Genomic DNA, 12,609 nt, shown 5'->3' with positions numbered 1-12,609 from the left:
AGTACCGGGATCAGCTCTCTTGGGCGGGCTGCGAAGGGTTTTCTCTCCAACCCGGGATTCGGTCGATCCCGTTAGAGCCGGATCGCCACATCTGCCCGCGATGTGGTCAATCGCTCAAGTCACAGATAGTTCGAACGCGCAACCATGTACCGGTCAGTCCGTGAATCCGTTGCCTTGGGACACGGGATGCGCCCGAGCACTGAAGGATAGGCAGCGCACCAAGGTCCGCACTGCAGCGGTTGCGGTCCTTCACGTCGGTGGGGCCTACGTCCGGTATCCATCGCTTTTCGATCGCTGGAACGGCAGATCTCACTGCGTCCAGGCGAGCACTCGCATTGCCTTGTTACCATTAAGCAGAGCTGTTATGTGCGTTGCAACGTCGACGGAAGATCTGGAGCGCATGGACAACAAATAGCCACTAGGGAGCGGTGCCAATGCATATCGAAAGTGTCACTATCACCGGGTTCCGGTGCTATGGTCCTGTCCCGACGGTTATCCATTTCAGCCCGGGTCTAACCGGGTTCGTCGGGGCCAATGCTTCCGGCAAAACAGCGGCACTTCAAGCCCTCATGCGCCTGTTCGGGGTGACCCGGGCACTGCGCACGGTCGTCCTCTCTGACTTCCATGTGCCACCCACCGAAACCGAGCGCCCCAAGTCGCGGGCGCTGACCATCGATGTGCGGCTGAGCTTGCCGGAGCTGGCGGACGGTAGCGCCACCGCGGCAACGGTGGCTCCCGTATTCCGTCATGTACGGGTGGAGCGGCCCGGTGGTACTCCGCTGTGCCGGCTGCGGCTGCGCGCTCGCTGGGACGACGATGGTACGGCCGAAGGTACTGTCAGCCAGGAGCTGAACTGGATAGGGACCGCCGAGCCGATCGTCCGCGACGACCAGGCCTTCCCTGTGGCGCCCGCTGACCGTGGCTTAATCCAGTTGTTCTACACACCGGCCAGCCGCGATGCAGCCACGCAGATCCGCGCCACGACAGGGACTCTGGCCGCGCGGCTGCTCAGGGCGATCGAGTGGTCGGCAGGGACGCAGTCAGCGGTCAACGCCGCTACGGAACAACTGACGACTGCCTTTGGTGGCGAGAAGGCCATCCAGGCGATCAGCCAAGCACTGTCCCATCGCTGGGACGCCCTACACGAGGGCGACATCGACTGCGCGCCGGAGCTCAGCTTGACGAGCCGACGCTTCGAGGAAGTCATCGCGCGCATCGATGTGATGTTCAAGCGCGGCCCGGCGGGTCAGGACCGTGGGCTGGAAGCCTTGAGCGATGGGCAGCAGTCCCTCTTCTATTTCGCGTTGGCGGCGGCCGTGTTCGATGTGGAGCGGGCTGCGGTGGCAGGCCGGATCGAGGGGTTCCGCTCCGAGGAGCTCAGCGTGCCTGCCCTGACCCTCTTTGCGGTCGAGGAGCCGGAGAACCACGTGACTCCGTACTACCTCTCACGGATCCTGAAGCAGATCCGCAGTCTCGTGGAGACTGGTGCCGGGCAGGCCTTCGTCAGCAGCCATGCGCCCTCGGTGCTCGGGCGCATCCCGCCCGAGGACGTGCGCTATTGCAGACGTGATATGGCCAGCGGTACGTCGACCGTCCAGCACATCCCGTTGCCCACCGGAAGCGTCGAGGCGATCAAGTTCGTCCGCAATGCGTTCCTGGCCTTTCCTGAGCTGTACTTCGCGCGTTTCGTTCTACTGGTCGAAGGTGACTCCGAGCGCTTAGTGCTGCCTCGGCTGGCCGAGGCCCTGGACCTACTGGTTGATCCGTCCTTCGTGGCCATCGTGCCGCTCGGTGGTCGCCATGTGAACCACTTCTGGAGGTTGTTGAAGGGACTGGGCATTCCGTATGCGACTCTGCTCGACCTGGACCTCGGGCGCGACGGCGGTGGCTATGGCCGCGTCAAGAACGCGCTGCAGCAACTGCTTGCATTGGGAACGCCTCGTGAGCAGATCCTGGCCTTGTCTGACGGCTCGATCCTGACCGACGAGAGCCTGGCAACGATGGACACGTGGGACGGTGCGAATCTCGAAGGCTGGCTCGACTATCTGCAGCGCTCGTCATCGGTCTTCTTCTCTTGGCCCTTGGATCTCGATCTGGCCATGCTGCACGCCTTCCCAGCCGCCTATGCAGCCACCATCGAGGGGACGGGACCGCGCATGACTAACGAGGCTGCCGCCGAGGTGGTCCTGGGAACGGCGGGACCCGGCCTGACCGGCTACACCGGCAACGCGCAGCCTTTCTGCGCTCACATGGCCGCCTATCGCTATCACTTCCTGACTCAAAGCAAGCCCGCCACTCACCTGCGCGCCCTGACGCACATCGATCTGCCCGCATTGCGTGCCGGCATGCCACCGGTACTCCAGCGTGTGCTGCAGCACATTGCCGCGGAGGTGTCGCAGCTGTGAGCATGGCCTTGCCGCCACGGCGCATCCCAGCGGCCGACTGGCTGCCGGTGGGCGTTGACAGCCTTGAGCCGAATGCGCTGACTGTAGTGCGCTCCAGCGAGCATTGTTCGGTGCTCGCCGGACCGGGCGCCGGAAAAACGGAGTTGCTGGCGCAGCGGGCGGCCTTTCTCTTGCAGACCGGCGCATCCCCCGCCCCGCAACGCATCCTTGCGATTAGCTTCAAGCGCGACGCGGCGCGCAATCTGTCCCGCCGCGTGCGCCAGCGCTGCCACGCGGATCACGCAAGGCGCTTCGACTCTCTGACGTTCGACGCATTCGCCAAAAGCCTTGTCGATCGTTTCGGCCAAGCACTGCCGGACCGCTGGCGGCCGACCGCCGACTACGGCATCCTGTTTCCGAAGAAGGCCTACTGGGCCGACTTCCTGCTAAGTGCGGGGCAGGCGCAGGACAACCCGTTCGGAGCCGCGGCCGTTCAGACCATCCCGGCCATCGCGTTCGAGCGGCGCCATGTCCTGGACGGGCCCCTGCCGGAAGCCGGCTGGCCCACCACCACGGCCGGCCGCTGGGCAGGCCAGCGCTTTTGGGATCATCAGTTGCGCAGTGCCGAGCGCAGCTACCTGTCCTTCCCCATGCTCAGCCGCCTGGCCGAGCTCTTGGTCCGCATCAACGCAGCGGTACGCCATGCCCTGGCTTTGACCTATTCGCATGTGTTCATGGATGAATTCCAGGACACCACTCAAGCCCAACTCGACCTGGTGCAGACCATCTTCCTCGGTACCTCGACGGTCATGACGGCCGTGGGCGACAACAAGCAGCAGATCATGCGCTTCGCGCTCGCGATGGATGATCCATTCGGTGCCTTTGAGCGGTCCTTCGCCGCGAAGCGCATCCCGCTGCTGAGCAACTACCGCTCATCGCCCGAACTGGTCCGTATTCAGCACGTGCTGGCGCAGGCCCTGGACGCGAGTGCAGCACACCCCGAATCCAAGGCCAAAGCAGCCATCTCCGACGCCTGCTGTTCCATCTGGGACTTCTCCAGTACACGCGCAGAGGCCAGCAGGCTGGCAACCTACGTCGCGGCGCAAATGCGCGAGCACGGGCTGCAGCCCACCGATTTCGTGCTGCTGGTCCGGCAGAAGGCCGAGGACTATGCCCAAGTGCTGACGCCCGCTTTCGCGGCAGCCGGAATCCCTGTCCGCAACGAAGCCGCTTATGTCGGCAGCCAGATGCTGCAGGAGTTGCTGACGGAGCCGCTTTCGGAGTTGGTGCTCGTGATGCTGCGCCTGGCCTGCGCCGCACGCAGTGGATCGAGCTGGAGCGAGGCCCAGCATGCGTTGGCCGAGTTGCGCGGCGTTGACCCCACCGATGATCAAGCCCGGCGTGCGCTGGCCCGCGATCTGGACGGCTTCGCCGGTAGATTTCTCCGGCAACATCCACGGCCCCCCTCCACCGAAGCACAAGCCCGGTCCATGGTCAAGGCAGTGCTGGCGTTCCTGGATCCCAGTGCCTTAGTCGCCGCGCACGCGCCCTATGGCCAGGGAAACTGGTTCGCCGAGGTGGAGAGCAGCGTCGTGCTGCACCTGCTGGCTAGCGCCGCCCAAGCGCAGGACTGGCGTGCAGCACTGGACGCGTATGAGGGCGCCAACGCGCTCCCCCTGATGACTTTGCACAAGAGCAAAGGCCTGGAGTATCACACCGTCATTTTCGTTGGGCTCGATGACGATGCTTGGTGGAGCTACACCCAGGACCCGGTCGATGCAACGGCCGGATTCTTTGTCGCATTTACCCGCGCCAAGCAGCGGGTGATCTTCACTTACTCGCCCGAGCGCGGCCAGCGAACGAAGGTCGCGCCGCTCTACGAATTGCTCGACAAGGCCGGCGTGCCTCGCGTTGCGGTGGCGTAGCTCGAATTCAGGACAGGAGGCATCCACCATGATCCCGCCCAGTATCTCCACCTTCGGCGCCGCCCCGTCGATGGTGGGCTACCTGTACCAGGTTCGGCTCGCCCTGCTGTGGGCAATCCGGCGCAGCCGTACCAGCGACTTCATTGTGAGCCTGGAGACACTGGACGATGTGAGTTTCGAAGTCGGCGGAGAACCGCTGGCAGTGCTGCAGGCCAAACATTCGCTGAAGGCGGCTGCGACCCTGACCGATCTGAGCGCCGAGCTGTGGAAGACGCTGCGCATCTGGCTGGTGGGCCTGGCCAGCGGTGAAATTCCGCTTGCCACAGCGCGTTTCCTGATCACCACCGCTGCGGCCGCGCCCGGAAGCGCATGCGCCGCCCTGGGTATCGAAGGCCGCGACCGCGACGTGGCTGAGGCCGCCAAGCGACTCAAGCATGCAGCGACCAGTTCCACCAACAGCGAACTCAAGCCGGCTTTCGAGGCCTACCTGGCACTGGAGGAGTCTGAGCGCGAAGCCCTGCTAGCGCAGGTCTACGTGATCCCGTCGCAGCCCGACGCCGTCGAGATCACAGAGCAGTTGCAGTCCGAGCTCTACCATGTCTCGCTGAACCATCAGGCGCTGTCGGTGCAGATGCTCGAAGGTTGGTGGTTCAAGCGGGTGCTGAATGAGCTGGTCAACCCGGAGGGCGGGATCCCTCGCGCCGAGATCGACGCGCAGATCTCGGATATCCAGGAAACGCTGAAACCCGACGCCCTGCCGATCGATGAAGACATCGACGCGCTGATGGTCGCGCTGGACCAATTGCCGGAATTCGCTGATCGCCCGTTCTACAAACAGGTCGAACTGGTCAGCGGTAGCCAGCTGCGCATCCGCAACGCGATCATCAGCTATCTGCAGGCCTTCCGGCAACGCTCTGCCTGGACCCGCCACGACCTGCTGTTCGATGCCGACCTGGACAAGTACGACAAGCTCCTGCAGGCCGAATGGGAGCTGCAGTACGGCCAGGTCTGCGACGAGCTCGGCCCGGACGCTACCGATGCGGCAATGGCACAGGCGGGGCGCGCCCTTCTGAAGTGGGCAGAAGACGCCCATATTTCCATCCGTTCGGGTGTCAATGTCCCTTGGGTCTGCCGCGGTTCGCTGCACATGCTCGCAGAGGACATGCGCGTGGGCTGGCATCCACAGTTCGAGACCCGGCTGAAAGCCGTCCTCGACGCAGCCGCGCAGGGGAAGACGGCATGACGGCTTGGCAGGATCGCACAATCGAGCAGCGCAACCTGCTCAACCCCGCCTTCTGCGCCGTCGCAGTGTGGCATCTCGCGCGTGGCTACGCCACGGAAGCAACGACGCTCGGCACTGGCCAACAGGCACTGCCGTTTGAGCTGGCCTTCGTGGGCGCGAGCCTCATCCTGCGTGGCCAGACGCGGGAGCAATTGCCTCGCACGATTACGAGTTCGCTAGCCACCTGGGTGCACGATCACCCGCTGGAGCGTTCGGCCGTCGCCAAGGGCGTGGTCGTATTGCGGCAGACGGTCCGCGAGGCCTTGCTGTTCGGCGCGCAGCACCAGCTGCTCACGCTGGATGGCCGCTGGATCGCCGCCAGCGACTCGCAGGCCAAGAAGATCAAGAGCTACCTGCTCGCATCGAGCACTGAGGTGAGGGACTGCATGCGCCAGGCCGTGTTCGTCGGTCGTTGGCTGTGCAAAGCGGGCGCGCCCCCAACGGTGTTGGCGCTATTGGGAGTTCAAGCATGATTCAGATTCGCGCCGTGGTGATCTACAGCCACGACGGACGCCACCGCGTGGTGCCCTTCGAACCAGGCCGCGTCAACATCATTTCCGGAGACTCGCGCACCGGCAAGTCGGCCATCCTGGGCATCATCGACTACTGCTTTGGGGCCAAGGAGATCGACGTGCCCGAGGGCAAAGTCCGTCGCAACGTGGCCTGGTTTGCGTTGCTGCTGCAAACACCGCGTGGTCAGGCCTTTGTGGCGCGCCAGCTGCCGACAGGGGACGGCAAGTCCAACGAGACGGTCTACGTTCAAACCGACACGGAGGTCGACATTCCTCCCGCCTCGGCGCTGCGCCAGACAACCAACCGAGAGGGCCTGCGTTCACTCCTGGCATCCTGGGCTGGCCTGTCGGACTACCTGCACGAACCGCCGCCAGGGCAAACGCGCGACGCGCTAGCCGCCACCATCAGCCATGCGCTCACGTTCTGCTTCCAATCCCAGAACGAAATCGCGCAGCGCAAGCACCTGTTCCACGGCTCCAGCGATCGATTTGTGGCGCAGGCAATCAAGGACACCCTGCCCTACTTCCTGGGTGCGGTCACTGACGACTACGTCGCCAAACAGCAGGAACTCAAGCGCGTTCGCGTCGAGATTCGTCAGATCGACCGCCGCCTTGCGGAAGCCGCTGCGATCCGAGGCGATGGCGTGGGCCGCGCGGACACGCTGCTGGCCGAAGCCAAATCTGTGGGCATGAGCGAGCTTCCAGACAGTGCCACCTGGCAGGAAAAGCTCGACACCCTCCGCCAGATTCAGAACAGGCCGGTGCCCTCCGCAGCGTCGGAGGTTGACGGCGACGCCGAGTTCCGCAGGCTTTCCGCGGTGCGCAACGAGCTCGTGCAGGAGCAGCGAGCCCTGCAGTCCACCCTGGAGCGTGCCCGAAGCTTCGAAGGCAGCTCAAAGGGCTATTCAGCGGAAGCACGCGAACATACGGCGCGTCTGCAAGCAGTGAGCGTCTTTGAGCATGACCAGCCAGGACATACCTGCCCGTTGTGCCTGCAAGGGCTGCCCGAAGCCTCGCAGGTTCCGTCCATCGGCGACCTGCGAGCCGCCCAGGAATACATCGGCGAACGCAGTGGGGCTATGGATTCGGCGACTCCGCGCATCGAGACCGCCATCCAGGATGTCGAGACCAAGCTCTCGGATGTGCGGCGCCGCATGGAAGACAACCGCGTTCTGCTGACGGCGGTCAAGCGCGGCAACCAGCGTCTGCAACTGGCCTCGGACATGGAAGCGCGACGCGCCATGGTGCTCGGCCGGATCAGCCTGTACATGGAAAACATCCCTCAAATGCCGGACCTCAGTGAGCAGCAGGAGCGACTGAAGGAACTGCGGCTGCAGGAGGGGCTACTTGAGGAGGCAGTCAGTGCCGACACCATCCAGGCCAAGATGGAGTCCTGCTTGTCCAACGTCAACCAGCATCTATGGAACTACGCCAAGCAGATCGACCTGGAGTATTCCGATACACCCTTGCGGCTGGACCCGCGCAACCTGACCATCGTGGCGGACACGCCGGAGCGGCCGGTGCCGATGCGCGAGATCGGCAGTGGCGAGAACCATGTCGGCTATCACATCGTGGCGCACCTGGCGCTGCACACCTGGTTCGCGAGCCGCGGTCGGCCGGTGCCCTCTTTCCTGCTACTGGATCAGCTGTCGCAGGCGCACTTCTCTCCGGACACGGTGCCGGACGAGGGAGTGCCCCAAGAGAAGATCGACGCCGATCGCAAGGCCGTGAAGCGCCTCTTCGGCCTGATCTTTGATGTGGTCGCCAGCCTGGACGGCAAGTTCCAGGTGATCATCACGGATCACCCGGACTTCAGCGACGACACCCGCTTCCAAGCCTCGTTGAGGGAGCGCTGGCGTGACGGACTCAAGTTGGTGCCCGCAGATTGGCCACGTGCCGCCTGAGCGCCTTCATGCTGCCATCCGTACTTCCGGGTGCAAATGACCGCCAACGGCAGGAGCAGTCATTGGGGCGCTGACGCAGGACGACCGTACTCAGTCTAGAGCCGACCTCAGAACCCAGCTTTCAGCTTCGCAGCGGTAGCGGTCCGTCGCCACCACCAGCTCTACTCACGCAGCCTGTCACTAAGCGGCCATTGGGCCAGACGACCAGCGCAAGCTTGAAAGGCCGCAGTCCGAGGTGAAGTGGTCGTACGACATCGCGCACCCGGTCAAGGTCTCACAATGACCGCTGCCCTGTAGCGCGAACTGGAAGTACCGACCATTAGACGTCCTCGCCAACGCGCCCCCTGATCCGGCGTGCATGGGAAGCGGTCATTCAACTTGACGGCTCGAAGGGCGACTCCCAGCACGTAGCCGGCGGCAGCGGCCTCAGGGGCGCCTACATGCCTTCAGCAGTGACTCGGGCACGAAGGTGAGATTGCCCCTCGCCCGGGAACAGGCAACGTACAGTTTGTTGCGTGTCTCCGGGTTGATTGTGCGGAAGCTGCCGGCTTGCCACGCCTTCACGTTCCCTGGGTTCAAGGCTACACACACATCTCCGTACCTGTCCATGCCCTTAGAAGCGCCCCAGTTCTGCGAGAAGCAGCCGTACTTGTAGTGCTCCTTGTAGAACAGCTTGACTGTCTCCGGATCTTCGAAGAGCGCAGCCACTGCGGTTGGATCGTCTTCGAATCGCACCACGCTGGACCGCTCGTCATGCGACTCGATCTTGATGCCGATCATCTGCGTGATGAAGTCACAGACGCTCTTGCTACACCGGCGGCTCCGCTTGAGGCTGTCGGTGTCGACTTTCAGCCCAGCCCGCTCGAACTTCTTCTTGTAAGCGCCGTAGTCGGCGTGAAGGCTTGCGTTGACGTTGCCGTCACGACTCGTGTCAAACGTGTGCTGGTGGAAGTCGCCGACAAAGGTCATGTCCAAGCGAGCCTCGCTGAGGTTCATCAGGAAGTTGAAGTCGTGCCCTCCGAAGTCCTGGACCTCGTCTACGAGGAGCACATCGAAGTACTTCTCTATCCGCGCCACCACGGCGCAGTGCAGGCCGCATTGCTCTATGAATTTGGCAAGCCGGTTGGCATACAGCCAGCGGCCAGCCGTCATGTAGCGCCGGTCATTGGTCAGGGGGTAGTTAGGAAACCGCTCGGGCGTGCTGAAGGTGATGCCCCGCGTGCCTTTCTTGGATCGCAGGAACGGCCGGTAGCAAAAGCCATGAAGGAAGCTGAAGTAAGTGTAGATCGCAATGTTGGGCGGCACGTAGCCGAAGCGCTCGATGACTTTGGCCCGCAGGTTGTGGTGATTGGCGTCGGTGTAGGTGACCAGCAGGAAGCGCCGCACCTCGTCCAGCGATGCGATCAGCCTGGTGGTCTTGCCCGAGCCGGCGACCGCGAACACTACGCGCTTATCCATGCCACCGCCTGCTGGATGTAGCCTGGAACAACCAGCAAAGCTCCCTTCTTCTCCAGCAGCTGGAATGCAGCTTCGGTCTTGTTCTTCAGCATGTAGTCCTCGACGCTCAACTTCCTGCGCCCCGGTTCGAACAACTCGTCGCACACCGCCTGGTTGTCACGATACATGCAGACCTCGAAGGTGTGCCGCGCGTTGTCCGTGTCGGCGAAGATCTGGATGGAGGCAGAGACATGGTCGGCGTAGTTCGCCACGCAGTTGGCGGCGTAGTCGCCGTCGTTGTCACGGATGGCCGCCACCTTGATGCCCAGTAGCTTCGCCAGTTCCAGGTAGCGCTTGAAGCTGGTGCCGTCGACTGAGATTACATGGACGCCATCAGCGTCTTGGCTGTGCCCCGGCGCGCTGAGCTTGTAGAGCGCTTCCATCAAGATGAACTCGGCATCGCCCTCCACCAGGATCGCCTTCTTGCATAGCGCCAGTTCCAGCACATTGTTGTCCGGCGCCTTCATGAAGAACTCGGCCGTGCCTTGGCTTAGATTCTTGAGGCTCGCCGGCCGCGACGGGTTCTCCTCACTCAGAATCAGCACCTTCTTCAGGTTAAGGCGCGTGGCAATGAAACTGCTGTGGGTGGCCACGAAGAGCTGCTTTTTCTCCGAGGCCCGGATGCGCTCGATAAGCTTGCGCATGTGGACGTGGCTGAGGTGGTTCTCTGGTTCCTCCAGCAGTAGAACGTCCAGCGCATGCTCCTGATTGCGCAGCGCGAACTCTGTCTTGATGAAGCACTGGCGGCCCTTACCTTTGTTGTCGACCGGGATGTCGTCCTCGGTGAGGATGATGTCTGTCTCGACACTGGCCTTGGGGCTCGTACGAACATCAAACTTGTAGTCCTTCAGCGTGTCGTTCATCGCCTTGAAGGCTTCATCTCTAAAGTTCGCCTTGGCCTTGCGGTACTCGAAGCCATGCTGGTTGCGCTGTGCGACGGTCGCATGCGCGGCGTACATGGCGCGCGTGTATTCGCGCGTGGCGTACTCATTGTTGATCTGCGAGCTGTCGATCAGCAGGTGCCGCAGCGGCTTCTTGTGGGGAAAGACTGTCTCGTCGGTAAATGTCTGGAAGTGAATGCCGTAGTACTCGAACGGGAAGTTGTCGTGCTTCTCGGCCAGGATCGCCTGGATCTCCCTCGTGTACTCGTCGACCGGACGGCACACCATTTTGATGCCTAGGTGGTCGACGCCTTTGCTATTGTTCCGGCCATCTAGGTCATGGCGCCCTGGCAGGTCATCGAAATAGACTTCAACCAATAGCTCGGGCAGGTCTGCGACCTTGCGGCTGCCGGCCAAGAACTCTGAAATGCAGTCGGCGTTGAAAAGGGCTGCGATTCCAATGCTCTCGACCTTGCTGCGGCTGGCGCTGAGCACGATGTCCATCGCTTGCAGCACCGAACTCTTGCCCGCCTCGTTGCCGCCCACAAGGATGTTCAACTCACGGTCGAACTCCAGCTCCAGCGTCTTGAAGCGCTTGAAATTCTTAAGCAACAATCGTCTTATTGTTCCCACTTCTTATTGCTCCCATTCGGAATTCGGGCCTGAAATCCCGGCATTGCGGTCAAGGATGGCGCGCACAATCACATGAACGCAGAGTCCACAGCTAGGATGTTAGCTGTGCAACGACCGCCGCTCAGTCCTGGAGTTTGCGGCGCTTCTACAATGCCTGCGCTCTAACATAGTGGGGCCTGCCGTGTAGCCCAGCCGGAGCCCATTGGGGCGCACTCTGCCAGCCTTTCATTCCGTTCGTCCTTCACCCATGATGGCCGAACTCCTTCTGAAGCTGTCTTGGACCAGAGTGAGGATGTGGCATGGCACTGGACTTGTTCGCTGAGACGGGGAAGCCCGCTTCCCAACTACACCCTCAGTTCGTCCATCTTCGAGACCTGGAGCGGTACGAGCCAGCCCGTAGGGCTCTTCGAGAGCTGCAAGAGGCCTTCGATGACCCAGACGGCAACTTCGTCGAACAGTTCCAGACGACCGGCTTCGACTCGAGAACCTTCGAGCTGTTCCTCTTCGCCATGTTTATGGAGCAGGGCCACACGATTGACCGCAGCCACGCAAGACCGGACTTCTTGCTTAGCAAACTTGGGCATACTGTCGCTGTGGAAGCAGTGACGGCGAGTGTGCCAGCGGTCGGCGGCATACACCCCTACTTCTCATTGCCAAAAGCTCAGACCACGGAGGAACTGCTCGCATACATCCGTGACAGCTTGCCAATCCGCCTTGGTAGTCCTCTCTTTAGCAAGCTGAGGCAACGGTACTGGCTTGAGCCTCACGTTCAAGGTCGGCCACTTGTCCTGGCCATTCAGGATTTCTCCGCGCCGGGTTCACTCCTTCACTCATCGACTCCGCTGAGCCGTTACCTAAATGGCTTTGAGCAACGTTGGTATCACGACGACGACGGGAAGCTAATCATCACTGAGGAGGGCGTAGAAGGCCACGTAGCAGGGGCGAAGCGGATTCCCTCCGGCTTTTTCCACCAACCAGATGCGCAGAATATCTCGGCAGTACTGTTCTGCAACACAGGTACCATCCCCAAATTCGGCCGTATGGGACATCAGGGAAAGTACCGCAGCACTGCGGTACGCATGGTTCGGTCAGGCGTGTGCTACCGACACGATCCGAATGCTGTGTGGCCACATCCCTTTGCCTACGAGGTGGGTGACCGCAAGTTCGCCCTGGAGAGTTGGCGGCAGGGCACGGTGCTGATTCGGAATCCGAACGCCGCAAACCCGCTGCCGCACGAGTGGCTCGGAGCAGCGCTGGAGGAGGACGTTGTCGACGGACAGGTCGTTAGCACCTTCGCCGAAGAGTTCCTCCCATACAGGTCGATCACCCGTATGCTCTCAGGGGACGCAAGTAACTCGGAGGTCGCCACTCTGATTCGATTTGAACTGATGCGTGAGGAACTAGCGCGACGTGAAATGTCGGATGCATATGTGGCTTCATCAAAGCCATCTCGCTAGAACAGGGAAGTGTCTGAGGCCTATCCGCCTTTGAAGCCTGCATATGGGTTTGGTACTCGCGGGTGGGCGAGTGATGAATGAGCCGACGATGGGCACATCTGACGAGACACCGCCATCTTGTGCGCTGTGACAAC

Annotated in this window: 8 protein-coding genes; 6 read left to right on the top strand and 2 right to left on the bottom strand. The window is 62.1% G+C overall.

Annotation, left to right across the window (positions count from 1 at the left end; all coding sequences use genetic code 11):
• The first annotated feature begins 434 nt into the window (after positions 1–434).
• The 5 genes from WDZ95_RS19255 to WDZ95_RS19235 are packed head-to-tail and all read left to right on the top strand — an operon-like array spanning position 435 to position 8,007.
• The gene (locus tag WDZ95_RS19255) at positions 435–2,405 is read left to right on the top strand and encodes an ATP-dependent nuclease (RefSeq protein WP_425780847.1); all 1,971 of its coding nucleotides are present in this window, start codon (positions 435–437) and stop codon (positions 2,403–2,405) included.
• A gap of 2 nt (positions 2,406–2,407) precedes the next feature.
• Complete coding sequence (locus tag WDZ95_RS19250; protein WP_425780845.1) at positions 2,408–4,309, top strand: UvrD-helicase domain-containing protein; 1,902 nt, start codon at positions 2,408–2,410, stop codon at positions 4,307–4,309.
• Between the two features lie 28 nt (positions 4,310–4,337).
• Complete coding sequence (locus tag WDZ95_RS19245) at positions 4,338–5,552, top strand: ABC-three component system protein (protein WP_425780843.1); 1,215 nt, start codon at positions 4,338–4,340, stop codon at positions 5,550–5,552.
• Positions 5,549–6,064 (top strand): three component ABC system middle component, encoded by a 516-nt coding sequence (locus WDZ95_RS19240; RefSeq protein ID WP_425780841.1) that lies wholly within the window; start codon positions 5,549–5,551, stop codon positions 6,062–6,064. The genes WDZ95_RS19245 and WDZ95_RS19240 overlap by 4 nt, the downstream gene beginning before the upstream one ends.
• On the top strand, positions 6,061–8,007 hold the full coding sequence (locus WDZ95_RS19235; protein WP_425780839.1) for a DUF3732 domain-containing protein: 1,947 nt from the start codon (positions 6,061–6,063) through the stop codon (positions 8,005–8,007). Before WDZ95_RS19240 ends, WDZ95_RS19235 begins: the two co-directional genes overlap by 4 nt.
• Before the next feature lie 426 nt (positions 8,008–8,433).
• Here the strand turns inward: WDZ95_RS19235 and WDZ95_RS19230 are convergent, their stop codons facing one another.
• Both WDZ95_RS19230 and WDZ95_RS19225 read right to left on the bottom strand, forming a co-directional pair.
• Entirely contained in the window at positions 8,434–9,465 is a 1,032-nt protein-coding gene (locus WDZ95_RS19230) for a DNA helicase UvrD (RefSeq protein WP_425780837.1), read from the bottom strand.
• Complete coding sequence (locus tag WDZ95_RS19225) at positions 9,450–10,997, bottom strand: ATP-dependent nuclease (RefSeq protein WP_425780835.1); 1,548 nt, start codon at positions 10,995–10,997, stop codon at positions 9,450–9,452. The genes WDZ95_RS19230 and WDZ95_RS19225 overlap by 16 nt, the downstream gene beginning before the upstream one ends.
• Positions 10,998–11,317: 320 nt before the next feature.
• Between WDZ95_RS19225 and WDZ95_RS19220 the strand changes: the two genes are divergently transcribed.
• Positions 11,318–12,475 carry a hypothetical protein gene (locus tag WDZ95_RS19220; protein WP_425780833.1) on the top strand — a complete coding sequence of 386 codons (1,158 nt, stop codon included), beginning with the start codon at positions 11,318–11,320 and terminating at the stop codon, positions 12,473–12,475.
• Positions 12,476–12,609 lie beyond the last annotated feature (134 nt).

The organism is Hydrogenophaga sp. T2, from assembly GCF_049843535.1.
In the GTDB taxonomy this organism is placed as follows: Bacteria; Pseudomonadota; Gammaproteobacteria; order Burkholderiales; family Burkholderiaceae_C; genus Hydrogenophaga; species Hydrogenophaga crocea.
This window is presented reverse-complemented; position numbering and strand designations above follow the sequence as displayed.

Bases quoted from the DNA above. Each gene is read 5' to 3' on its own strand.
- WDZ95_RS19235 (WP_425780839.1), top strand. From the start codon at position 6,061: ATGATTCAGATTCGCGCCGTGGTGATCTACAGCCACGACGGACGCCAC.
- WDZ95_RS19245 (WP_425780843.1), top strand. From the start codon at position 4,338: ATGATCCCGCCCAGTATCTCCACCTTCGGCGCCGCCCCGTCGATGGTG.
- WDZ95_RS19240 (WP_425780841.1), top strand. From the start codon at position 5,549: ATGACGGCTTGGCAGGATCGCACAATCGAGCAGCGCAACCTGCTCAAC.
- WDZ95_RS19220 (WP_425780833.1), top strand. From the start codon at position 11,318: ATGGCACTGGACTTGTTCGCTGAGACGGGGAAGCCCGCTTCCCAACTA.
- WDZ95_RS19250 (WP_425780845.1), top strand. From the start codon at position 2,408: ATGGCCTTGCCGCCACGGCGCATCCCAGCGGCCGACTGGCTGCCGGTG.
- WDZ95_RS19230 (WP_425780837.1), bottom strand. From the start codon at position 9,465: ATGGATAAGCGCGTAGTGTTCGCGGTCGCCGGCTCGGGCAAGACCACC.
- WDZ95_RS19255 (WP_425780847.1), top strand. From the start codon at position 435: ATGCATATCGAAAGTGTCACTATCACCGGGTTCCGGTGCTATGGTCCT.